This window comes from Christiangramia lutea (assembly GCF_022489035.1).
GTDB classification, from domain to species: domain Bacteria; phylum Bacteroidota; class Bacteroidia; order Flavobacteriales; family Flavobacteriaceae; genus Christiangramia; species Christiangramia lutea.
Genome location: NZ_JAKVTV010000002.1, coordinates 107,605 through 131,842, shown reverse-complemented (window position 1 = coordinate 131,842; position 24,238 = coordinate 107,605). Strand labels below are relative to the sequence as shown.

Sequence of the window (24,238 nt, the reverse complement as noted above, 5' to 3'; positions counted from 1 at the left end):
AAGTTGTGATTTGCTAAAATTAAGAAGCGTCTGGGTATAAAAAAAGGCGTTACTAAAAAAGTAACACCTTATTTATTTCGAACACCGTGATTCATTAGTGTTTATGTCTGTTTTCAGAAGATACAGATAATTTCTTTCTACCTTTAGCTCTTCTTCGAGCAAGGACTTTCCTTCCGTTAGCACTAGCCATACGCTCCCTGAATCCGTGCTTATTTTTTCTTTTCCTTTTAGATGGTTGAAACGTTCTTTTCATTGTGAATATCTTTTATCTTCTGTAAATTCGTTTTGTCTGTCTTTAAAACTGCGTGCAAATATACAAAGCTTTTTAAGTACTGCAAATAGTAAATTAAAATAATTTTTAATTGTTTTTATTACCTTTGCCGCCTGGAAAATCAAGATAAACATGTTCAATAAGAATATCAAATTAGCACTGGCCGGGATTATCATAGCAACAGCAATCTGGCAATTTATAGAAGGTGAAATAGGAAATGGGATTTTCCTTTTACTTCTATCGAGTATCTTTATATTTCTGTATTTTAAAAATGAAATGATCCTTCTCGCCTTTTTAAGGCTAAGAAAACAAGACTTTCCCGGAGCCAAGAAATGGTTAGATAAGATCAAGGATCCTGAAAAAGCCCTGGTTCAAAAACAACAGGGATATTACTGGTACCTTCACGGACTTATGGTTTCTCAAACCAATATTACCAAGGCTGAAAAATTCTTTAAAAGAGCACTTAAACTTGGACTTTCCATGGATCACGACCTTGCAATGGCTAAACTAAACCTTGCCGGTATCGCCATGACCAAACGCCGTAAAAGAGAGGCTACTACTCTCCTCAATGAAGCCAAAAAGCTTGACAAGCACGGAATGATGAACGATCAAATAAGAATGATGAAGGAGCAAATGAAGAAAATATAAAGCTCCTTTATTAACATTTTATGAAAATAATATCCTTCAACTAATAATTTGGTAATTGAACGATAATTTTTTCCTGTAAGAAAAGGCTGATATACTTTTACCCAAACCAGCCCCAAAAATTACATGAAAAGACTATTATTAGTTTTTCTGCTTATCGGCCCCAACGTATTTTCTCAGGATGAACTGCAGGAAAAAACTTTCTTCACAGAAGCATTATACTATAATCTTGACGAATACAACAAGAAAGCAGATCTAGCCTATCGCCTTAACGATTTCGATAAAGCCAAGGAGCTTTTTGAAAATTTTACAAGTAATCATTTGGAAGGTGCCTATATGGACAACTTCAAATTTCAAAACCTAAGAAAGAAGGAAGTAAGCCTTTATAATTACGAAAATCCGGTATTTCTTATAACCTATGCTTCCTGGTGTATTCCCAGTAAAGGTGAAATCCCCGCGTTAAATGAACTGGCCAAGGAGTATAAAGGTAAAGTGGATTTTGTAGTACTGTTCTGGGATGAACATAAAAAGGTAAAGGAACTCGCAGAAAAGTTTTCCTCAGATATTTCAATCGTTTATGTAGATGAAAGGCAGAATAATGGAGCCTACGTAGTTAGACAACTAAAGCATTCGCTTGGGCTTCCAACTTGCTTCCTTCTTTCAGAAGACAAGAAGATCATGGATATAAGAAGAAGCGTGTTCCCTCCCCTTCAAACAGAAGAGGAAACCGCGTTCCGCGAAAACTATATCGCACTTGAAACATCTATTTCAAAAAACCTGACAAACACCTACGAAGAAATTTACGCAGATAACGTACAGGTTGAATAAGTTCTAATTAATTAACTTCAGGATAATAACCTTTTTCAGGAATATCTATGAAGTAAACTTTTCTTGAAGCATTTTTAAGGTGATCATCTCTTAACCAGGGGTTGTGAACTTTCAGGATCTTATAATTGATTCCAAATTTCTCAGCGAAATCTGGAAAGTCTTTAACCACTGTATCTACTTTAACCTTTTCTACCGGAATGTGCTGGTATAGATCAGATTCAGTAAAATTGAAACCATACTTCTCAGGGTTGTTCATGATCTCCTTAAGGGCAAGGATCCTGAAAACATATCTTCCTGTTTCTTCACCCAACAACAAATCATAATAATCATCAACCTTCTGCCTTTCTAGCTGTTTATCTACTCCGTATTGACCAGCATTATATGATGCGGCAGCAAGGGTCCATGAACCAAACCTTTCTTTGGCTTTTTTCAGGTAGTCTGCTGCAACCCGGGTTGACTTTTCTATATGGTATCTTTCATCTACATTAGCATTTATCTCTAACCCATAATCCTTACCTGTACCTTCCATAATTTGCCAGAATCCTACGGCTCGAGCCGGTGATACCGCCTGGGTAAGTCCGCTCTCTATTACTGCCAGATATTTAAAATCATCTGGAACTCCTTCTTCTTTCAGTATTGGCTCAATTACTGGAAAATATTTGTTCGCACGCTTCATAAGAAGCAAGGCATTGGATTGCCAGTAAGTATTCACAAGTAGTTCCCGGTCCATACGTTCAAAAATATCTGGATCTTCCAATGGAACGGCCTCCCCGGCAAAATCTAAATTTTCAGGCATTGGTAAAGCTTTGATTTTATAAGCCTCAGCCACACTTTTATCGGTTTTTTTAACCGCTTCGGCATTATTTCCAGTAGATCCTCCCCCGTCTTCCTGTTGAACTGCATTAATACTTACAGCACAAATCGTAAATAATCCAACAATCAATAATGCATTCTTTAAAATTTTCATAGCTACTTAATTAACTTATTTACTTTTCCTTTCTTTTTTAATCTTCCGTATTCAATCAAATCTGGCAGGTGTTCGTTAAACCATTTAAAGCGATTTATGATCATGATATGGGTACCGCCCCTAATCTTTATCGCTCCGTTGATATATTTTACTGGAAATACCTCATCCTTATCTCCATGAATATGTATCACATTTTCATCTGGTTTACTACACTTCCAGTTTACCATATTCCTGATCGCCCAGTTAAGGTAATTCTTATCGGTTATGGAAATATATTGCTTATAAAGCTTTGCACGCGTTTTTAAAAAATCTCCAACCGCAACTTTTTCAAAATAATCTACATAATCTGCCAGTCCCGTAGGTATCAATCTGAACAAGCCTGTTTTTGAAGCAAATTTCATATGCGGTGGCAACTCATCGGTACATTTAACACTCGAAATTATGATGAGTCTTTTTAAATCAACATGCTTCGCCATTTCCTGCACAATTACCCCGCCAAAAGAGACTCCAATTAAAACAGGTTTTTCATGCTTTATCTCCTTAAGCATTCTTTTCGCATAATCTTCCAGGGTTTCACCAATATCGGGAAGCTCCCATTTTAGAAAATGAACATCGAATTTTTCACCTGGAAGTAAAATATTCTGAAAAATAGCCTGATCGGCTGCCATTCCCGGCATAAAATACACATGAATACGTTCATCTTCCTGTTTCATTTTAACATGTATATAACAATGATTACTGGCTTTAAATCGTAAATTTAACAATCAAAATTACTGCAATATACTTGACTTTCAAATTTACCAACCCATAAAAAATGGAAAAAAAATTACATCCTGCAAATAAGCGGGGTACGGCTAATTACGGTTGGCTAAATGCTAATTATTCTTTCAGCTTTGCAAACTTTTATGATCCCGGAAAAGTTCAGTTTGGACTTTTAAGAGTCTTGAACGATGATTTTGTTCAATCTGGAATGGGCTTTGGAACCCATCCGCATAAAGACATGGAGATAATATCTATTCCGTTAAAGGGAGAGATAAGACACAAAGACTCTATGGGACATACAGAGGTGATCAAAGCCGGTGAAGTACAGGTAATGAGTGCTGGAACCGGCGTGGAACATAGTGAATTCAATTCGTCCAATGAAGAATTGAACATGTTGCAAATCTGGATCTTTCCGGAAGCTAAAGATCTTGATCCAAGATATGACCAGAAGGATTTTTCAGAATTACTGAAAAAAGAGGACTTGATCAACATTGTAAGTCCTAAAACAGATCAGGGTGAAAATTCCATGTATATCAATCAAAATGCTTATTTATATCTGGGTGATTTCCAGGATGGCAGGAAAATTGAATACAAGTTGAAGAATAAAGAACATGGGGTATATGTTTTTCTGATAGATGGAGAGGCAGATGTGGAAAATTCCACTTTAAATAAGCGTGATGCGGTAGGGATTTGGAATACTGATAAAATATCTCTTAAGTTCAATAAACCTTCAAAAGTGCTTCTTATCGAAGTACCGATGAATTAAAATAAAAACTAATGAGCAAGGAAGATTTAGAAATAACTGACAATGAATTTTTGAGACAGTTTGAAACTCAAATAGATGGCGAACTTGCAACGATAGAATATTCACAGCAAGAGAGAAAGATTTTCCTAACAAAATTAATTATGCCCGATGGCTCCGAAGACAGGCAGGAAGATTTTATAGTTGCTGTATTAGCTGAAATAAAGGAAAGGAATACAAGAGTAGTTCCAACAAGTCCTGAAATAGCAGGTTTTATTAGAAGAAACCGAAGGAAATACAAGGACCTTCTCCCAGTGGGAATAAACATTTAAACCGCTACTGCCTCAGGCAACTCATCAAATCGAACCAATCCATCTTCGTCAATTTCAGTAAGTCTAATTTTCTGAAGTGTATTCACTTTTCCAGGATTCCAGGGAGCCTTAACTTTCACATAGTTTTCGGTGAATCCATGAATATACCCTTCCTTATTTTCCCCTTCAAAAAGCACAGTTAAAGTATTCCCTAACTGACTTTCGTAAAAAGCGCGTCTTTTCTTTGCAGACAGACCGCGTAACATTTTACTTCTTTTCTTACGTACTTTGACTGGCACAACGCCGTCCATTTCTGCAGCCGGTGTATTATCTCTTTCTGAAAAAGTAAACACATGCAGATATGAAATATCGAGTTCATTAAGGAAGTTATAGGTTTCAAGAAAATACTCATCTGTTTCACCAGGAAAACCTACAATAACATCTACTCCAATACATGCATTAGGCATTACCTGCCTGATTTGCTTTACGCGATCTACATACAGATCACTCATGTACCTTCTTCGCATTAACTTCAGTATCGCATCACTACCACTCTGAAGTGGAATATGAAAATGAGGTACAAAAGTTCTGCTTTTCGAAACAAAATCTATAGTTTCATTCTTGAGCAAATTCGGCTCTATAGATGAAATTCTTAAGCGCTCGATCCCCTCCACTTCATCTAATGCCTTCACTAAGTCCAGGAAGGTATGTTCATGCTTTTTATTTCCGAATTCACCCTTTCCATAATCCCCGATATTCACGCCTGTAAGTACGATCTCTTTGATCCCTTGTTGCGAAATCTCAGAAGCATTCTTAAGAACGTTTTCCAACTTATCACTTCTGGAAATACCTCTAGCCAGGGGAATAGTACAATATGTACATTTATAATCGCACCCATCCTGAACTTTTAGAAAGGCCCGGGTGCGGTCACCTATGGAATATGATCCTACATAAAAATCGGCTTCGTTAATCTCGCAGGAATGCACTTCGCCAAGGTCATTTTTAGTTAGGTCGTTCAGGTAATCAGTGATCTTAAATTTTTCAGTGGCTCCCAGAACAAGATCCACTCCGTCTACCGCTGCCAGTTCTTCTGGCTTCAATTGAGCATAACATCCCACTGCAATAAGAAAAGCCTCGTCGTTTGCATTTTGCGACTGCTTAACGATGGTTTTAAAACGCTTATCGGCATTTTCGGTAACAGAACAGGTGTTAATCACATAAATATCTGCCTTTTCTGAAAAGTCAACCCTTTCAAAACCTTCATTCTCAAAAGACCTTGCTATGGTAGATGTTTCAGAAAAATTGAGCTTACAGCCCAATGTGTAAAATGCCACTTTTTTAGTGCTCATAATCCCTCATTTAAAATCGAATCCCGTAAAACGGGCTGCAAAGATACCAACTTAAAATGTTTCTGTAAAATGCGAATTAGATTGTAATGTAAAGAGAATGTGAATATTAAGTATTAATCAAACTCTTTTTCGTATATTCCAACTCTTTTTAGAATAGATTCATTATGAATTTTGGCAACTCGAACCGAGCCAATATTAATCAGGTAAAAAATACTGAAGATGCTGTTTTAAACGATTCAAGTACCCGGCCACTTCGAATTATAGAAAGAAGTAGAATTACTGAAGAAGATCTTGAGCACTTGAGATTGAACATTATTGAATCACACAAAAGAAGAAATTCAAGAACCTTGATCTTCATACTTTTACTCCTTTTTATCTGTATAGCATTATTGATTATCTTTTAAACCTAAGCTCTTCTCCATTTAGCAGAATAATCAAATACATTTTTAAAGATATCTCTGTCTTCCTGGGTTAGTTCTACATTTCTCCGACTCATGACGATCTCTGCCGTTTCCAATGCTTTTTCAAGCTTATAGGTAGTGGTTCCTGCACTTCCGCCCCAGCTGAATCCCGGGATAAAATTTCGGGGAAATCCAGTTCCGAATATATTCGCACTAACTCCAACAACAGTTCCGGTGTTGAACATAGTATTTATACCGCATTTACTGTGGTCCCCCATTATTAACCCACAAAACTGCAATCCGGTTCTGGCGAAATTTTCGGTGTTATAGTTCCATAGCTTAACTTCAGCATAGTTATTCTTAAGATTGGAGTTATTTGTGTCAGCCCCAATATTACACCATTCACCTAGCACGGAATTACCCAGGAAACCTTCATGACCTTTATTGCTATTCTGAAACAAGACAGAATTATTCACTTCTCCTCCAACTTTGCAATAAGGACCAATAGTTGTAGGTCCATAAATCTTTGCCCCCATTTTAACAGTAGCGCCCTCACAGATCGCAAAAGGACCTCTAATAAGAGAACCTTCCATAATGGTCGCATTTTTTCCAATATAAATAGGACCTGAAGAAGCATTTAACGAACAATTCTCTACAGAAGCGCCTTCCTCGATAAAAATGTTTTCACCTGACTTTACGAAATTTGAATCAGGGATCTTTTGGGATTCGCGATCTGCAGTAACCAGATCAAAATCCAGATGTATAGCTTCCCCATTCTTAGAAAAAATATCCCAGGTATTTGAAACTTTTAATAAATCTCCTTCAAAAATAACTGTCTCGAGATTATTGATTTCAGGCTCCTCTTCACCGTGAAAATAAGCAACAAGGATATTCTCGTGAACAATCTTTTGACCTGGCTTAATTATTTCCAGCTGTTTAACCAGGTTTTGAGTAGGTATAAAGGAGGAATTAATGAAAATATTCTTTTCAGTAAGTCTTAATGGCCATTTAGCCCTTAGATAGTCTTCAGTTTTGGTAAAAGTCTTTTCTGATAATAACATTTCCCACTTTTCCCGGATGGTATTAATCCCAATTCTAATGTCTGCAACGGGACGGGTAAAGGTTAAGGGGAGAAGATCTTTTCTGGTTTCACCATCAAAAAGAATATAATTCATCATTTTTGAAATTTTTTCAAAAGTAATAGTTCCTATTCAACATAAAAGGAATTTAGAGAATCCCTAACAAAAAAAAGCCGCTATTACGCGGCTTTATATATTTTGTAAAAACAGAAAAAATTACTTCTTCTTGAATTTTGCGTATTTGTTCTTAAACTTATCAATTCTACCTGCACTATCCACAAGCTTAGTCTGACCTGTGTAATATGGGTGAGAAGTTCTGGAAATCTCCAGTTTTACCAACGGGTACTCAGTTCCGTCAACTTCAATAGTTTCTTTTGTCTTTGCTGTAGACTTTGTAATAAATACATCTTCGTTGGACATATCTTTAAAAGCTACCAGTCTATAATTTTCCGGATGGATTCCCTGCTTCATCGCTTTGATCTTTTAATTTTCGAGGTGCAAATTTAAGTAATAACTTCTCAACTACAAATAAATTTGAAAAAACTTTTTACTGAAATTTAAATGTAACGTTTTCCTATATTTGTTAACTAACTGCTAAATTAATCAATCTTCAATCAAATTATGGAAAATTCTCCTTCAATTAAGCCAATTGCCTACACTTACGGTTTATTATTGGCAGCCTATACTATTTTAGTACTTGTTTTAATTTATGCTTTTAACCTGTCTCAGGAAAACTGGATATTAAGTGTAGTAAATATAGTAGTTACCATTGCTATTTTATCGATGGCTATAAAAAGCTACAAATCAAAAAACAATAATTATTTAAGCATAAAAGAAGCATTGAAAGTGGGTCTGGCTACTGCCGCTATTGGAGGCCTTGTAGGTGCGATCTATGCTTATGTTCATTATAGTTTTATATATCCGGAATTCATAGACATTGTAAAAGAAACTGCCTATCAAAACATGTCAGATCAGGGATTGACCGATTCTCAAATCGAGACTAACATGAAAATGACTGAATTTACCATGAAACCCTGGTTTTTTGCAACTATGACGCTAATTTCAAGCTTATTCTTCGGATTACTTATATCTTTGATCGCTGGAGCGATTATGAAGAAGAAAGATCCGGCTCTGGGATAGTAAAGCATAACTTATGCAAATATCGGTTGTAATACCACTTTTAAACGAGGAACAATCTCTTGTTGAATTATATAATTGGATCGTAAAGGTTTTACGATCCAATTCCTTTTCTTATGAGATCATATTCATAGATGATGGAAGTACTGATGGCTCCTGGCAAACTATAGAGGCGCTTTCTGAAAATGACGATCGTGTTAAAGGAATACGATTTAACCGAAATTACGGAAAATCGCAGGCGCTTCATGCAGGCTTCCTGAAAGCTGAAGGAGACGTGATCATCACCATGGATGCCGACCTGCAGGACAATCCGGAAGAGATCCCGGAACTTTATGATATGATCATTAGGGACGAAAATGACCTGGTTTCCGGATGGAAAAAGAAGCGTTACGATAATGTGCTTACCAAGAACCTTCCTTCAAAACTTTTCAATGCCGCAGCCAGGAAAACTTCCGGAGTAAAATTGCATGATTTTAATTGCGGATTGAAGGCCTACAGAAAAGAAGTGATCAAGAATATAGACGTTTACGGAGAAATGCACAGGTATATTCCTGTTCTCGCTAAAAATGCGGGTTTTTATAGGATCACCGAAAAGGAAGTACAACACCAGGCCCGTAAATACGGTACTACTAAATTTGGGGTCAATCGTTTCATCTATGGATTTTTAGACCTAATTAGCATCTGGTTCCTATCTAAATTCGGAAGAAGACCTATGCACCTTTTTGGAGCACTTGGTGTGTTGATGTTCATTATTGGTTTTGTCACTGCCGGCTGGATAGGCCTATCGAAACTATACAAATTATACCATGGCATGCCTAACATCCTGGTAGTAGATAACCCCTGGTTCTATATAGCTCTTATTGTGATGGTTATAGGAACCCAGTTTTTCCTTGCAGGTTTCCTTGGGGAACTTATCCTGAGATCAAAACGCGATAAGGAACGTTACCTAATAAAGAAAACCACTCCTAATATTTAGGAGCATTCTGGTTTTAATCGTTATTTTTGTTCAGCAAAACAATCTAATTATGGCTACTAATAAACCTGAAATTCTTCAGAAAGCTGAAGAATGGCTTACCGATATATTTGATAAGGACACCCGGTCTGAAATTAAAAGACTGATTGACGAGAACCCGAAAGAACTTGAAGAAAGCTTTTACAAGAATGCTGAATTCGGCACTGGTGGAATGCGCGGTGTGATGGGTGTGGGAACTAACCGCATCAACAAATATACTCTTGGCAAGAACACTCAGGGACTTTCAAATTACCTGAAAGAATCTTTCCCTAACAGGGAAATTAAAGTAGCTATAGCTTATGATTGCCGTAATAACAGTCAGGAACTAGCCAAGGTTGTGGCCGATGTATTTTCAGCCAATGGTATCAAGGTTTTTCTTTTTTCTGAATTAAGGCCTACGCCTGAACTTTCTTTTGCAGTTAAGCACCTGGACTGCCAGTGTGGGATTGTTTTAACCGCAAGTCATAATCCGCCTGAGTATAACGGATATAAAGTATACTGGGAAGATGGAGGTCAATTGGTCCCACCCCAGGACTCAGAATTAATAGGTGTTATTAATAATCTTGACTACAGCGCTATAAAATTCGATGCGAACGAAGATCTCATCGTGAAAATTGATTCTGAAGTAGATAAGGCTTTTGCTGAAGCTTCAGTTGAAAATGGAAGTTTCGACACCACTTCTTCGGCTCGCGAAGATCTAAAGATCGTATTTACTTCTTTACACGGAACTTCGATCACCATGGTTCCAGAAGTACTGGAAAAAGCTGGTTTCACCAATGTTCATATCGTTGAGGAACAAAGAAAACCTAACGGGAATTTCCCAACTGTAGAATCTCCAAATCCAGAAGAGCCCGAAGCTTTAAAGATGGCCCTTGAAATTGCCGATAAAGAAAATGCTGATATCGTTATTGGTACAGATCCAGATTGTGATCGTCTTGGAGTAGCCGTGCGTGACCTAAACGGAAATATGATCTTGCTTAATGGTAATCAAACCATGCTGGTTATGACCTGGTTCCTTTTGGAAGAGTGGAAAAATTCGAAAAAATTAAAAGGTAATGAATTTGTCGCTTCTACCATCGTTTCTACCCCAATGCTCAAAAACCTTACCGAAGAATATGGTGTGGAATACAAAGAGGTGCTTACCGGTTTTAAATGGATCGCAAAACTTATCAAGGATCATCCTGAACTAGATTTTATTGGTGGTGGTGAAGAAAGTTTCGGTTATATGGTTGGTGACTTCGTAAGAGATAAAGATGCGGTTACCGCTACCCTTCTCGCTTGTGAGATCGCTGCGAAAATGAAGGGAGAAGGCAATTCCTTTTATCAAAAATTACTTGAGCTTTATACGCAATACGGACTATATAAGGAAGAATTGATATCCCTGGTTAAGAAGGGTATTGAAGGAGAAAAAGAGATCAAACAAATGTTGATCGACCTTCGTGAAAATCCATGGGAAGAGATCGATGGAGAAAAGGTTGTACTCATAGAAGATTATAAATCCTCGGTAGCCAGGAACCTTCAGGATCGCACCCAAAGCACTATCGATATTCCTAAATCTAATGTACTCATCTATTATACCGAAAGTGGAACCAAGATCGCGGCCAGGCCAAGTGGTACTGAGCCAAAGATCAAATTCTACATCAGTGTAAATACAGATCTGGACTCAGTAGAGAATTACGAGAGGGAAGATCAAAAATTGAGTGACAAAATTGCCCGAATCAGACAAGAATTACAACTGGGCTAACTATTATTAAATGACCTATTTCCGTAAAATACTTCAATTCGCAATCCCTTATAAGCGATTTGCGATATTGAATATTATTTGCAACGTTCTATACGCTATTTTCAGTACTCTCTCTTTTATCGCCCTGATCCCTGTTATCCAGGTGTTATTCGATAAAACCAAAAGAGTATCAAAAAAGCCAGTCTGGGAAGGCATTGGCAAGGCTAAAGATTATGTAACCGACTATTTCAACTACGAGGTAACTCAGCGGGTGAATGAAGATGAAGTTGCAGCCCTGGTTTTTATATGTGGAATTGTAGTGCTTTTATTCTTTCTGAAGAATTTCTTCGGTTACCTGAGTTCTTTCTTTCTAACCTTTTTAAGAAACGGAGTTCTTCGTGATCTTCGCGATGCGATGTATAAGAAAATTCTGGAATTACCTGTTTCTTATTTCTCTGAAAAGAAAAAAGGAGATACGATCTCCAGGATAACAGCCGATGTAAATGAGGTACAGAATTCTTTTCTTTCGATTCTGGAATTGATTGTAAGAGAACCATTGACTATCCTTTTTACGATCATTGCCATGCTGTTGATGAGCGCTAAACTAACGCTCTTTGTATTTATATTTCTTCCGGTTGCAGGATTTATAATCTCAATTATAGGAAAGCAATTAAAAAAGCAATCTAACCTGGCTCAGGAAGAAAACAGTCATTTTTTGAGTATTGTAGAAGAAACCCTTTCCAGTCTTAAGATCGTAAAAGGTTTCAATGCAGAAAGAAAGTTCTACCACAGGTTTCAGGATTCTACAAATAGATTGAACCACATTCTTAACAAACTAGTAAACCGTCAGAACCTGGCCTCGCCTACCAGTGAGTTCCTGGGAATTTTTGTGATCGTGATCATTCTTTGGTTTGGTGGAAATATGGTTCTTGTAGATGGAAGCCTTGATGCGGCAACTTTTATCGCGTTTCTAGGGCTTGCTTATAATATTCTTACTCCGGCAAAGCAAATTTCTAAAGCTACGTATAGCGTTAAAAAGGGGAATGCGGCAGCCGAAAGAATTCTAAGCGTACTGGAAACGCCTTCAACCATCATAGACGCACCGAATGCCATTGATAAAAAAGAATTCAATTCTGAAATAAGTATCGAAAACATCGAATTCAGCTATGAAAAAGATGAACGCGTATTAAAGAATTTCAGTATAAAGGTTCCCAAGGGTGAAACTGTTGCCCTGGTTGGCCAATCAGGATCAGGAAAATCTACAATAGCCAATTTGATCACAAGGTTTTATGATGTTGATTCAGGCGCAATAAAAGTGGACGGAAAAGATATCAGAGAGATCAAAAAGGCATCTCTAAGAGACCTTATGGGGCTGGTTACTCAGGATTCCATACTTTTTAATGACACAATTAGGAATAATGTTTCTCTTGGAAAGGTAGATGCTAGCGATGAAGAAATCATTGAAGCCTTAAAAATCGCCAATGCCTGGGAATTTGTTAAAGATTTACCAGGAAAACTTGATACCAATATTGGAGATAGTGGAAACAAATTAAGTGGAGGGCAAAAACAAAGACTTTCCATAGCAAGAGCTGTACTTAAGAATCCTCCGGTAATGATACTGGATGAGGCTACTTCTGCCCTGGATACTGAAAGTGAAAAGCTGGTTCAAAAGGCATTGGAGAATATGATGAAAAACAGAACCTCGGTAGTAATTGCCCACAGGTTATCTACGATCCAGAATGCAGATACTATTGTAGTCATGCAGCGAGGAGAGATCGTTGAACAGGGTAGGCATCAGGAATTAATATCCTCTAATGGCACCTACAAGAAACTCGTAGATATGCAATCTTTCGATTAATAAAAAAGCCTGAAGAAAACTCCAGGCTTTTTTTATTTAGTTCGGGATAATTCTTAATATCCTTCAATCAGACTACATTTTTCTCATCTATCCTACCTGAACTTATTTCAGAAACCAGTTTAAGGGCACAAACCAATATTTCAAATAAGAGTATCAAATATCATTGGAACTCCCTAATCAAAGAAGTTCTACAACCTAAAGTTATATACTTTGGGCTTTCAACACCATTGACCAAAAAAACAAGATGAGAAATATTTCTGCGGGTTTAAGTACTATGATTCAATGACTAAACCACCTGTAGCATAAAAAAATGGGCAGTATAAACATACTACCCATTTCTAAAAATATTCTCACCTTGGGGCTGGTGAGAATAAGGCGATCCAATTTAATTTTGTTTGGGGCAAAAAAAGATTAAATCAATTAAGGCCGTAAAGGTAAAAAATTTTAATGCCTAACAAAGTTAAAATTGCCTTTTATCTGTTTTTTAATACACTTCATCGATTAAAGTAACTTAAATCAGGTCTAAACTCTTACATAACAAGGTACTTTAAATGAGAGGAAAAAATTTAATGTTTTCAATACCTTTATAGCCTGAAAAAAGAAATCTAAAGCCTGTGGATAAAAATTCTGAAAGTCATTTTGTAGAAAAACTAAAGAACAGCTCTACATCTCAAGAGGCTTTCCGGGATCTTATTTCTGAATATAAGCAGAGGCTTTACTGGCATATCAGAAATATGGTTAAAGATCATGACGATACCGATGATATCCTTCAGAACACTTTTTTAAAGATCTACAGGAATATTGGTCAATTTAAGGGTGATAGTAAACTCTACAGCTGGATGTACCGTATTGCCACGAACGAATCTATAACCTTTTTGAATAAAAAGGCCCGAAGATTGCAGATCACTTCAGAAGAATTACAAAATCAGATCATAGATAATCTTGAAAGCGATGTTTATTTTGAAGGAGAAGAAATTCAATTGAAACTTCAAAAAGCTATAGCCAGTCTACCAGATAAACAACAACAGGTTTTTAATATGAAGTATTTTGAAGAATTAAAATATCGCGAAATGGCCGAAATATTGGAAACCAGTGAAGGAGCATTGAAGGCCTCTTACCATATCGCATCAAAAAAAATAGAGGATTATTTAAAGTCAAATTAAACCTTTTATATAAAAAAGCGTCAAATAATTAATGAGTCCGCAAAAAAAGAACATATCAAACCACTCACCCTTCAAGGTTCCCGAAAATTATTTTGAGAATCTTGAAGAAAGAATGATGCAGAAATTCGATGACTCAAAATCTTTGCTTCCTTCTGAGAAGAATTCCGGTTTTAAAGTCCCTGATAGTTATTTTGAAAACCTCGAGGATAAGATTCTGGCTAGATCTGCCAAGAAAGAATCAAAGGTCATAAACCTGTTTAAAAAGGAGTACTTATATTATGCTGCTGCAGTAGCTGCTTTATTTATCATGATGATTGGAGATGTTTTTAAAACCAGACCGGAGTATACTCCCGGCTGGGATGACCTTGAAATTTCTGCAATGGAGAATTATATAGATGAAGGATATGAAATGGGATATATTGAACTAAATACCTCGGATTATTCAGAATTTATTTCTAAAAATGAACAGCTGATAGATGAAGAGGATTTTAACGATATTAATTCTGAAGCAGCCTTTGATTATATTGATGAAAATATCGATGACCCATCTTTTATTTTAGATTAAATATGAAAAAAATACTTGTCATTTTTTGTTTCCTTTTAACGACTTTACCTGTATTATCCCAGGAAGAAGATCGGGATTCTCAAAGAGAACGAATTAAAGCATTGAAGGTTGCTTTTTTCACCCAGGAACTCAATTTGAATGAACAAACTGCTGAAAAATTCTGGCCTATCTACAATAAATACGAAAAAGAAAGGCGTGAACTTCATAAAAGAGAACATATAGACATTAAAAATGTTGAATGCATTTCAGAAGATGAAGCTGAAAATCTTATAGACGAATTCCTCTCAGTAGAGAATGAAGAATATAAGATCAAAAAGCAGCTGTTTAAAGATCTTAAACAAATAATTTCAGCAAAAGACATTATAAAATTACATAAGCTCGAAGACGAGTTTCATAAAAAGCTTATAAAGGAATACCGGTCAAAAAGAGACCGTAAAGACAATGAAGAAAGTGAATAGAAATCTATTCATATTTAGTTTTTTGGTTAGTTAGTAGTTAATAATCCGGCAGTTTAAATTTTGCCGGATTATTTTCTTTTTACCGAAAGGTCAATTTAGCTATCCTACCCTTACCGGCAGCATATGCTATTGAATCATTTATAAACCTGAGAGTATAGAATCCTTCATCAGAGAGCCTTACCCAGTTCTCACCACGGTCCTGACTGTATTCTATTCCTGTGAATCCTGTAGCTACCAATGCTTTTCCCTCAGAATTTGGCACAAATCTAATCGAGCTTTTATAACCTGGATCTTGCCCATCAGCCATTAATTCCCAGGTCTTTCCACCATCATTTGTGATAGCCTTATTTGCAGTTTTTAACTCAGGTTTTGTATAGTCACCTCCAATGATTACACCGTTTTTAGCATCGAAAAAGTCAATACTATAACCTCCTGTTGTCGCCTTTCCCTGGGTTAAAGGAGTTTTATAAACCTCCCATGTTTTACCCTTATCTGGAGAATACATCACTCTGGAACTCATTCCTCCCGTAATTATCCAGGTATGATTTTCATAAATAGCGATATTTGAATTACTGGCAGCAAAAGCCGCCTCCCCTTCTATCGCCTTCGGTAGATCTTTGCAATTGATTTTATTCCAGCTCTTACCTCCATTCCTAGTAATAATGATAGAAATACATCCATCTGTAGGATCTCCCATGGCGATTCCTTCCTGGTCATTCCAGAAAATCATTGAATCATAAAACACTTTTTCATCATCCTCCCTGTAAACCAGCTCCATCTCTCCACTATCTCCTGTTTTATACAGCAATGCCGGATTGGCCACGCTTAACATAAAAAAGTCGTTTGAAGTACTCGCCACCGCCCTGAATTCCGGTTTTAAGGTATCTAATTCCTGAGTATTGATCTTCCACCGGTTACTTGCTGAATTATACAATCCATAGGTGCCCCCGTTTGCTGCAAAGGCCAGATTATTTCCCATTACTTCGATTGCCCTAATACTAAGTGAATCATTTTCCAGGATAATTTCGGCTTCTACAGAGGTGAAGGGTTTCAGTTCTAATTTAGCTTCAGTTTTTTCTTCTTCCCCTGAATTATTCTTACAGGCAAGAGTTAGTAATATCAATAAAAAACTTAATTTTTTCATTCTTGTATTGGTGTTTTATTTTAAGACAGAAATGTTTTAGGACGAAAATCAGATCTTAATTTCTCACAAAGCCAGCGTATGACATCGTCTACCTAGAATTTGATTCAAATATAAATTAATCCGATTCAAAAAAACGTAACTTTGCCGCCTTAAAGAATATTTATGCGCCTACACAGGAATCTTGTATTTGCAACCGTTGATGCTCTTGCCGAAATATTTAATGAAGGTAATTATGCCGACAAGGTTATAGAGAAAACGCTTAAAAGGGACAAACGCTGGGGATCGAGAGATAGAAGCTTTATTGCAGAAACTACCTATGACATTGTTAGATGGAAGAGATTATATGCTGAAATTGCCGAAGTAAAAGAGCCTTTTAAAAGGGAAGACCTATTCAGGATGTTCGCGGTATGGTGTGTACTACGTGGAATAAAAATCCCCGACTGGCCTCAATTTGAAAAAACACCGGAAAGACGCATAAAAGGCAAGTTTGATGAACTAAGCAGAATAAGAAAATTCCGTGAATCGGTTCCAGACTGGATGGATGATTTAGGTGTGAAGGAACTGGGAGAGAAAGTCTGGACGAAAGAGATACATGCTTTAAACGAACAGGCCCCGGTTGTAATTAGAGCAAACAAACTAAAAACTACGGCTAAAGATCTTGCGGAAAAGCTCAAAGAAGAAGGGATTGAAACCTTCAATCTCAGAAATTATCCTGAAGCACTTGTATTAAAGGAAAGAGCAAATATATTCAGAACCAAAGCATTCAAAGAAGGACTTTTTGAAGTTCAAGATGCAAGTTCTCAAAGAGTAGCTGAATTCCTGGATGTTGAACCTGGAATGCGAGTAGTTGACACTTGTGCCGGTGCCGGTGGAAAAACTCTTCATCTGTCAGCCTTGATGGAAAATAAGGGTCAGATAATCGCTTTAGATATATATGGTAATAAACTCAAGGAATTAAAACGAAGAGCAAAACGTGCCGGAGCGCATAATGTAGAAACAAGAAGTATTGACTCAAACAAAGTGATCAAGAAATTATATGGCTCTGCAGATCGCGTACTTATCGATGCTCCGTGCAGTGGACTGGGAGTTCTAAGTAGAAATCCAGATGCTAAATGGAAACTCGAACCAGAATTCCTGGACAGAATCAGGAACACGCAATTGGAAATCCTGGAGCAATATTCCAAAATCGTAAAAAAGGGCGGTAAAATGGTATATGCGACCTGTTCCGTATTACCGTCTGAAAACCAGAAACAGGTACAGAATTTCCTTAAAACCGAGGAAGGAAAACAATTCAGGCTACTGAAAGAAAAGAGTATTCTTTCAAGTGAAAGTGGATACGATGGTTTTTATATGGCAGCCCTCCAGAAAGAATAATTAAGAAAAGCGACCGGTTGGTCGCTTTTTTTTTAATTCAAGGATTGAAGTATCAGACTTTGGTCTGGCCCATGAATAAAGTTTCCTGTTAGTTCGGGATCATCAAGTTTCTCCTCTAGTTGATCACAGAAACTATTACAATCTATATTATATTCATACAACAGGGAATATTCCGGATTTATACCCTGAATAAAATTTTCTCCGAATTTCTTCAATCCAATTTTAAATTGCTCATCTGCAGAGACCTTTTCCTTAGACAAGACATTAATCATAATATATTTTATCGAGGATTCATCCTGAGGAGGATTCTCCACCTCGATTTTTCTAACTTTCAGGTCATAAACATACCCTGGTTCAAAATCGAAGCGAACAATCTCGTCATACCAAAAAGACCAGTTATCGGTACCTATTTCTTCTTCCTCCTGAATCTGTAAAACTAGCTGCGGAATTAATCCAATAGCGGTCTGTTTGAAATGATTAACTCTAAGTTCTACAATTTCCACGTTACCTATAGGTCCTCCTTTAAATGAACATGCAGATCCGGTTAAAAGAAACATGGATAAAATGATTGCGGCAAGATGTAATTTGTTTTTCATGATGTAGCTGATTGATTACAACAAGATAAGAAATAAATCAAAGACACTTACCTTTCATCGACATAAATAACTATTATTCAAGTTATTGAGTTAAAAATTATTGTTTTTGGATTAATTTTCCTTTTCGCTTAATCTCATTTCTAAATAAAATTTCGTTTCCGATTTTCATATAACCAGTATTGAGAATTATTCTGACTATTAATTTTAAGTATTAGGTATAAAAAAGTAAATTTGTGCCTTTAAAAAACAACACAAACACAACTTAAATGATCCTTTTCTTCGGAAACCAAACTACCAAGATCTTTGCGGTGGAAACACACTCAGAACTTTCAGCCCAGGAAATTTCTAAACTTAACTGGCTTTTTGGGGACACTCAACAAATTCATAAATCTGCACTGGCAGATTTTTTTGTTGGTCCACGTGCGGCAATGATCACTCCATGGAGTACTAATGCTGTTGAAATTACTCAGAACATGGGTATACACGGCTTGATAAGAATCGAGGAGTTTTTGAGAGTAGACGAGCATTTCCATGATTTTGATCCTATGCTTTCTCAAAAATATGACGGGCTGGATCAGGACATTTTCGATATCCACATTAATCCCGCTCCTATCATTGAGGTGGATGATATTGAAACATTCAATCAGCAGGAAGGATTAGCTCTTAATGCAGAAGAAGTAACCTATCTTGAAGATTTAGCAAAAAAGCTAGGGAGAAAATTGACCGATTCTGAGGTATTCGGATTTTCCCAGGTAAATTCTGAGCACTGTCGCCATAAGATCTTTAACGGAACTTTTGTGATCGATGGTGAAGAGAAACCGGTTTCTTTATTCAAGCTCATTAGGAAGACTTCTGAAGAAAATCCAAATGATATAGTTTCAGCATATAAAGATAATGTCGCCTTCGTTAAAGGACCAAGAGTAGAACAATTTGCTCCTAAAGCTGCAGATGTACCCGAATATTACCAGGTTAAAGATTTTGATTCGGTAATTTCTCTTAAAGCTGAAACTCATAATTTCCCGACGACTGTTGAGCCTTTTAACGGAGCTGCTACCGGAAGTGGTGGAGAAATTCGCGACAGGCTTGCAGGAGGTAAAGGTTCTCTCCCACTAGCAGGAACAGCGGTTTATATGACTTCCTATTCGCGTTTGGAAAAAAATCGAAAATGGGAAAACGGAATGAAGGAAAGGGACTGGCTATACCAAACTCCAATGGATATCCTTATAAAAGCTTCCAACGGAGCTTCCGATTTTGGAAATAAATTTGGTCAGCCTTTGATCTCGGGATCTGTACTTACGTTTGAACATTCTGAACATGACAGGGCATTAGGTTATGATAAGGTTATCATGCTTGCCGGTGGAATTGGCTACGGAAAAGAAAATCAGGCTATAAAAGATGTTCCGAATAAAGGTGACAAAATAGTTGTTTTAGGAGGAGAAAATTATAGAATTGGAATGGGTGGTGCTGCTGTGTCTTCAGCAGATACCGGTGAATTCAGCAGCGGAATTGAGCTTAATGCCATTCAGCGCTCCAATCCCGAAATGCAAAAGCGTGCGGCGAATGCCGTGAGGGGAATGGTTGAAAGTGAAGAAAACCCTATTGTATCCATTCATGACCATGGAGCCGGTGGACATCTAAACTGCCTTAGTGAACTTGTAGAAGAAAAAGGCGGTAAGATAGACCTTGACGCGCTTCCAGTTGGGGACCCAACCCTTTCAGCAAAAGAGATCATAGGTAACGAATCCCAGGAAAGAATGGGACTGGTTATAGGTGAAGATGAAATTGCCAAATTAAAACGTGTGGCAGACCGTGAAAGATCTCCAATGTATGAGGTGGGAAATGTTACTGGTGATCATAGGTTTACATTCGAAGGAACGAAATCTGGCCAAAAACCAATGGATCTTGAACTTTCTGATATGTTTGGAAGTTCACCAAAAACCATCATGACCGATAAAACGGTTAAAAGAAATTATGAGGCTGTTAATTACCAGACTTCGAAAATACACGATTATTTAGATCAGCTTTTACAACTGGAAGCAGTAGCCTGTAAAGACTGGTTAACCAACAAGGTAGACCGTTGCGTTTCTGGTAGAGTTGCCAAACAGCAAACCGCCGGACCTCTTCAGTTGCCATTGAATAACTGTGGAGTAATGGCCCTGGATTATAAAGGAAAAGAAGGTGTAGCTACTTCTATTGGCCACTCCCCTGTTTCGGCACTTATAGATCCGGTTGCAGGATCAAAAAATTCTATTGCTGAATCTCTGTCAAATATTGTTTGGGCTCCACTCGAAAAAGGTTTAAAATCTATTTCACTTTCGGCTAACTGGATGTGGCCCTGTAATAATGAAGGTGAAGATGCTAGATTATATGAAGCTGTGGAAGGAATTTCCAATTTTGCCATTTCACTTGGTATAAATGTTCCTACCGGGAAGGATTCTCTTTCCATGAAACAAAAATATAAGGACGGTCAGGTGATCTCTCCAGGTACTGTGATCATTTCGGCAGCTGGACATTGTAACGACATTACCAAAGTAGTTGAACCGGTTTTGAAGAAAGATGGCGGTGATATCTACTATATTAATCTTTCCCAGGATTCATTTAAACTGGGAGGCTCTTCCTTTGCTCAAATCCTGAATAAAGTAGGAAGTGAAGTTCCAACCATTAAAAATGATAAGAAATTTGCAGAGGCTTTCAACACAGTACAGGAACTTATTAAGAAAGACCTTATCCTTGCTGGACACGATGTAGCTTCGGGTGGTCTAATCACCACTCTTCTGGAAATGTGTTTTGCAGATGTAAACCTTGGTGCCAATCTTGATCTTTCGGCATTAAATGAAAAGGACATTGTAAAACTTCTTTTCAATGAGAATTGCGGAATCGTATTCCAGGCGAAGAATGATTCTGTAGAAGAAATTTTGGATCAAAACGGAGTTGAGTTTTTCAATATTGGTAAAGTTTCCGAAGGAAAAGAATTGAAAATAAAGAATACAGGCGCTAATCTTAGTTTCGATATTCCAGAGCTTAGAGATACCTGGTATAAAACATCTTTCCTTCTTGATGAGAAACAGAGCGGGATAGATAAAGCGACCGAGCGATATCATAACTACAAAGAGCAACCCCTGGAATTCAAATTTCCAGAACATTTTACTGGAAAACTGCCTGTTATTTCGAACGAAAGTGAGAAATCTCAACCAAAAATAAAAGCTGCGATTATTCGTGAGAAAGGTTCTAATTCTGAAAGAGAAATGGCTAGAGCCATGTACCTGGCCGGATTCGATGTAAAAGATGTACACATGACCGATCTTATTTCTGGTCGTGAAACTCTAGAAGACATTCAGTTCATCGCAGCTGTGGGAGGATTCTCAAATTCAGATGTGTTAGGAAGTGCCAAAGGCTGGGCCGGAGCATTTTTATACAACGAAAAAGCCAAGCAGGCTTTAGATAAGTTCTTTGCCAGAAAAGACACTTTATCACTGGGTGTATGTAATGGCTGCCAGCTATTCATTGAGTTAGGACTAATTAATCCAGATCATGAGCAAAAGCCTAAGATGATTCATAATGAATCTCATAAATTCGAATGTAACTTTACTTCTGTAGAGATCCAGGAGAATAATTCAGTAATGCTTTCTACTCTTGCAGGAAGTAAACTTGGTATATGGGCAGCACACGGAGAAGGTAAGTTCAGTTTTCCTTATGAGGAAGAAAAATACAATATAGTAGGTAAATATGGTTATGAGGGTTATCCTGCTAACCCAAACGGATCTCATTTTAATACGGCTGTTTTAACAGATGACACCGGTAGACACCTGGTGATGATGCCTCACCTGGAGCGTTCTACTTTCCAATGGAACTGGGCTCACTATCCTGAAGGAAGAAAGGATGAAGTTTCTCCCTGGCTGGAAGGATTCGTAAATGCCAGAAATTGGCTGAAAAAGAAGCAGTAAGCAGAATTAATTATGATTTAAAATGAAGGGATAATAAAAATATCCCTTCTTTTTTGAATTATCGATTTGAAGTAGCCCCCTTTTTTGCTATTTTGCAAGGCACATACAAAATGTTTCAAATTGATGAATGACATAAAACGACTCTTTGACTTTCCTTATTATCAGCTTGAAAATTTTCCTTTAGACGAAGCATTCGCCACAAAATATGGCAATGAATGGAAAACACTTTCAACTCAACAATATATAGATAAGGCCAATACGGTTAGCCGTGGACTTTTAAGATTAGGCATAAAACCTAATGAAAAGATCGCAGTGATCTCCACTACGAACCGTACTGAATGGAACGTAATGGATATTGGTATTCTTCAACTTGGAGCTCAAAATGTACCAATCTATCCAACGATTTCAGAAGAAGACTATGAATATGTTTTAAATCATAGTGGTGCGACCTATTGTTTCGTTTCAGACCAGGAAGTGCTTGATAAGGTCAACAATATTAAAGCTACAACTCAACTAAAAGAGGTTTATAGTTTTGATGAGATCGAAAATTGCAAAAACTGGAAAGAGATTCTCAAAGAAGGTGAAGACAAAAGTAACCAGGATGAAGTTGAAAAATTAAAGGCCGCGGTACAACCAGATGACCTGGCCACCTTAATATATACTTCAGGAACTACCGGAAGACCTAAAGGGGTTATGTTAACTCATGACAATATCGTAAGTAATGTACTTGGCAGCGCCAAGAGAGTACCTTTTGAAATAGGAACCTATGTAGCTTTAAGTTTCCTTCCGGTTTGTCACATTTTTGAAAGAATGATATTGTATCTATATCAATACTATTCTGTCTCTGTGTATTTCGCAGAATCTATCGAAAAGATTAGTGATAACCTTAAAGAGGTGAAACCGCATGTTATTACAGCAGTTCCTAGACTTCTGGAAAAAGTATATGACAAGATAATTGCAAAAGGTACAGCTCTGGACGGAATCAAAAAGAATTTGTTCTTCTGGGCGGTGGAGTTAGGATTGGAATACGAACCATACGGAGCCAACGGATGGTGGTATGAAACTAAACTGAAGCTGGCAAGAAAACTGATCTTTTCGAAATGGAAAGAAGGTCTTGGTGGTAATATCGAACTAATCGTTTCTGGTAGTGCTGCTTTACAGCCAAGATTGGCGCGTGTATTTGCAGCGGCAGAAATTCCGGTAATGGAAGGTTACGGACTTACAGAAACCTCCCCGGTAATTGCTGTAAATGATGAAAGAGAATATGGATTCCGTATTGGAACAGTAGGAAAAGTTCTGGATAATGTAGAGGTGAAGATTGCAGATGATGGTGAGATCCTGGCGAAAGGTCCTAACATTATGAAAGGTTATTATAAAGACGAAGAAAAGACCAACGAGGCTTTGGACGGTGGTTACTTCCACACAGGTGATATTGGTGAAATAGATAAGGATGGTTTCCTTAAGATTACCGACAGGAAAAAGGAAATGTTCAAAACCTCTGGAGGAAAATATGTGGCTCCTCAACTTATAGAGAATACTATGAAGCAGTCCAGGTTTATTGAACAGATAATGGTTGTTGGAGATGGTGAGAAAATGCCTGCTGCTCTTATTCAGCCTAATTTTGAATTCATTCAGGACTGGGCGAAAAGAAAGAAGATAGATTTGGGTGACGGAAGTGAAAAGGAAATTGCCAGCAATAACTTTGTAAAAGAAAGAATTCAGGAGGAAATTGATTTCTACAACCAGAAATTTGGTAAATGGGAAAGAGTGAAAACATTTGAACTTACTCCTGAGGCATGGACTATAGATGATGGACACCTAACCCCTACCATGAAATTAAAACGGCGTGTAATTAGAGATCAATACAGTGATCTCTATGAAAAATTATACGATCGATTCTAAATTCTTA

General features: G+C 37.3%; 22 protein-coding genes. 14 read left to right on the top strand and 8 right to left on the bottom strand.

Annotation, left to right across the window (positions count from 1 at the left end):
• Positions 1–94 precede the first annotated feature (94 nt).
• Positions 95–253, bottom strand: a complete 159-nt coding sequence (gene rpmH, locus ML462_RS06885) for a 50S ribosomal protein L34 (protein ID WP_011708966.1) — start codon at positions 251–253, stop codon at positions 95–97.
• 150 nt (positions 254–403) lie between these two features.
• Between rpmH and ML462_RS06880 the strand changes: the two genes are divergently transcribed.
• Together ML462_RS06880 and ML462_RS06875 are read left to right on the top strand one after the other, a co-directional pair.
• Positions 404–919, top strand: coding sequence for a tetratricopeptide repeat protein (locus ML462_RS06880; protein WP_240713068.1), 516 nt, complete (start codon positions 404–406; stop codon positions 917–919).
• A 123-nt stretch (positions 920–1,042) separates the two neighbouring features.
• Positions 1,043–1,744 (top strand): TlpA family protein disulfide reductase, encoded by a 702-nt coding sequence (locus ML462_RS06875; RefSeq protein ID WP_240713067.1) that lies wholly within the window; start codon positions 1,043–1,045, stop codon positions 1,742–1,744.
• A 7-nt stretch (positions 1,745–1,751) separates the two neighbouring features.
• Here ML462_RS06875 and ML462_RS06870 read toward each other — a convergent pair whose 3' ends face one another.
• Together ML462_RS06870 and ML462_RS06865 are read right to left on the bottom strand one after the other, a co-directional pair.
• Positions 1,752–2,711 carry a lytic transglycosylase domain-containing protein gene (locus tag ML462_RS06870; RefSeq protein WP_240713065.1) on the bottom strand — a complete coding sequence of 320 codons (960 nt, stop codon included), beginning with the start codon at positions 2,709–2,711 and terminating at the stop codon, positions 1,752–1,754.
• 2 nt (positions 2,712–2,713) lie between these two features.
• Entirely contained in the window at positions 2,714–3,424 is a 711-nt protein-coding gene (locus tag ML462_RS06865) for an alpha/beta hydrolase family protein (RefSeq protein WP_240713064.1), read from the bottom strand.
• A gap of 101 nt (positions 3,425–3,525) precedes the next feature.
• On the opposite strand from ML462_RS06865, the gene ML462_RS06860 reads away from it, so the two are divergent.
• Together ML462_RS06860 and ML462_RS06855 are read left to right on the top strand one after the other, a co-directional pair.
• The gene (locus ML462_RS06860) at positions 3,526–4,239 is read left to right on the top strand and encodes a pirin family protein (protein WP_240713062.1); all 714 of its coding nucleotides are present in this window, start codon (positions 3,526–3,528) and stop codon (positions 4,237–4,239) included.
• 11 nt (positions 4,240–4,250) lie between these two features.
• Positions 4,251–4,547, top strand: coding sequence for a GNAT family N-acetyltransferase (locus ML462_RS06855; RefSeq protein ID WP_240713060.1), 297 nt, complete (start codon positions 4,251–4,253; stop codon positions 4,545–4,547).
• On the opposite strand, the gene mtaB is transcribed toward ML462_RS06855, so the two are convergent.
• The 3 genes from mtaB to ML462_RS06840 all read right to left on the bottom strand — a co-directional run bounded on the left by mtaB (position 4,544) and on the right by ML462_RS06840 (position 7,826).
• Positions 4,544–5,875, bottom strand: a complete 1,332-nt coding sequence (gene mtaB, locus ML462_RS06850) for a tRNA (N(6)-L-threonylcarbamoyladenosine(37)-C(2))-methylthiotransferase MtaB (RefSeq protein WP_240713059.1) — start codon at positions 5,873–5,875, stop codon at positions 4,544–4,546. The genes ML462_RS06855 and mtaB overlap by 4 nt on opposite strands.
• A gap of 406 nt (positions 5,876–6,281) precedes the next feature.
• Entirely contained in the window at positions 6,282–7,451 is a 1,170-nt protein-coding gene (locus ML462_RS06845) for a GlmU family protein (RefSeq protein ID WP_240713532.1), read from the bottom strand.
• A gap of 120 nt (positions 7,452–7,571) precedes the next feature.
• Positions 7,572–7,826 carry a type B 50S ribosomal protein L31 gene (locus ML462_RS06840; RefSeq protein ID WP_072552382.1) on the bottom strand — a complete coding sequence of 85 codons (255 nt, stop codon included), beginning with the start codon at positions 7,824–7,826 and terminating at the stop codon, positions 7,572–7,574.
• A 150-nt stretch (positions 7,827–7,976) separates the two neighbouring features.
• Here ML462_RS06840 and ML462_RS06835 point away from each other — a divergent pair, with 150 nt between their 5' ends.
• From ML462_RS06835 to ML462_RS06805, 7 genes are all read left to right on the top strand, one after another.
• Complete coding sequence (locus ML462_RS06835; RefSeq protein ID WP_240713058.1) at positions 7,977–8,495, top strand: DUF4199 domain-containing protein; 519 nt, start codon at positions 7,977–7,979, stop codon at positions 8,493–8,495.
• Positions 8,496–8,508: 13 nt separating this feature from the next.
• Positions 8,509–9,468, top strand: a complete 960-nt coding sequence (locus tag ML462_RS06830; RefSeq protein WP_240713056.1) for a glycosyltransferase family 2 protein — start codon at positions 8,509–8,511, stop codon at positions 9,466–9,468.
• Between the two features lie 49 nt (positions 9,469–9,517).
• Positions 9,518–11,248: a phospho-sugar mutase gene (locus tag ML462_RS06825; protein ID WP_240713054.1), complete on the top strand. Its 1,731-nt coding sequence runs from the start codon at positions 9,518–9,520 to the stop codon at positions 11,246–11,248.
• 10 nt (positions 11,249–11,258) lie between these two features.
• Positions 11,259–13,085, top strand: a complete 1,827-nt coding sequence (locus ML462_RS06820; RefSeq protein ID WP_240713053.1) for an ABC transporter ATP-binding protein — start codon at positions 11,259–11,261, stop codon at positions 13,083–13,085.
• A gap of 614 nt (positions 13,086–13,699) precedes the next feature.
• On the top strand, positions 13,700–14,248 hold the full coding sequence (locus ML462_RS06815) for an RNA polymerase sigma factor (RefSeq protein ID WP_240713052.1): 549 nt from the start codon (positions 13,700–13,702) through the stop codon (positions 14,246–14,248).
• 31 nt (positions 14,249–14,279) lie between these two features.
• Positions 14,280–14,813 (top strand): hypothetical protein, encoded by a 534-nt coding sequence (locus tag ML462_RS06810; protein WP_240713050.1) that lies wholly within the window; start codon positions 14,280–14,282, stop codon positions 14,811–14,813.
• Positions 14,814–14,815: 2 nt separating this feature from the next.
• Positions 14,816–15,271, top strand: a complete 456-nt coding sequence (locus ML462_RS06805) for a hypothetical protein (RefSeq protein WP_240713049.1) — start codon at positions 14,816–14,818, stop codon at positions 15,269–15,271.
• Positions 15,272–15,350: 79 nt separating this feature from the next.
• Here ML462_RS06805 and ML462_RS06800 read toward each other — a convergent pair whose 3' ends face one another.
• Positions 15,351–16,415, bottom strand: a complete 1,065-nt coding sequence (locus ML462_RS06800) for a WD40/YVTN/BNR-like repeat-containing protein (protein WP_240713047.1) — start codon at positions 16,413–16,415, stop codon at positions 15,351–15,353.
• 162 nt (positions 16,416–16,577) lie between these two features.
• Here ML462_RS06800 and ML462_RS06795 point away from each other — a divergent pair, with 162 nt between their 5' ends.
• On the top strand, positions 16,578–17,789 hold the full coding sequence (locus ML462_RS06795; protein ID WP_240713045.1) for an RsmB/NOP family class I SAM-dependent RNA methyltransferase: 1,212 nt from the start codon (positions 16,578–16,580) through the stop codon (positions 17,787–17,789).
• Between the two features lie 32 nt (positions 17,790–17,821).
• Here the strand turns inward: ML462_RS06795 and ML462_RS06790 are convergent, their stop codons facing one another.
• The gene (locus ML462_RS06790) at positions 17,822–18,385 is read right to left on the bottom strand and encodes a DUF4377 domain-containing protein (protein WP_240713043.1); all 564 of its coding nucleotides are present in this window, start codon (positions 18,383–18,385) and stop codon (positions 17,822–17,824) included.
• A 266-nt stretch (positions 18,386–18,651) separates the two neighbouring features.
• Between ML462_RS06790 and purL the strand changes: the two genes are divergently transcribed.
• Together purL and ML462_RS06780 are read left to right on the top strand one after the other, a co-directional pair.
• Complete coding sequence (purL, locus tag ML462_RS06785) at positions 18,652–22,329, top strand: phosphoribosylformylglycinamidine synthase (RefSeq protein ID WP_240713042.1); 3,678 nt, start codon at positions 18,652–18,654, stop codon at positions 22,327–22,329.
• A gap of 123 nt (positions 22,330–22,452) precedes the next feature.
• The gene (locus ML462_RS06780; protein ID WP_240713531.1) at positions 22,453–24,231 is read left to right on the top strand and encodes an AMP-dependent synthetase/ligase; all 1,779 of its coding nucleotides are present in this window, start codon (positions 22,453–22,455) and stop codon (positions 24,229–24,231) included.
• The last annotated feature ends 7 nt before the right edge of the window (positions 24,232–24,238 follow it).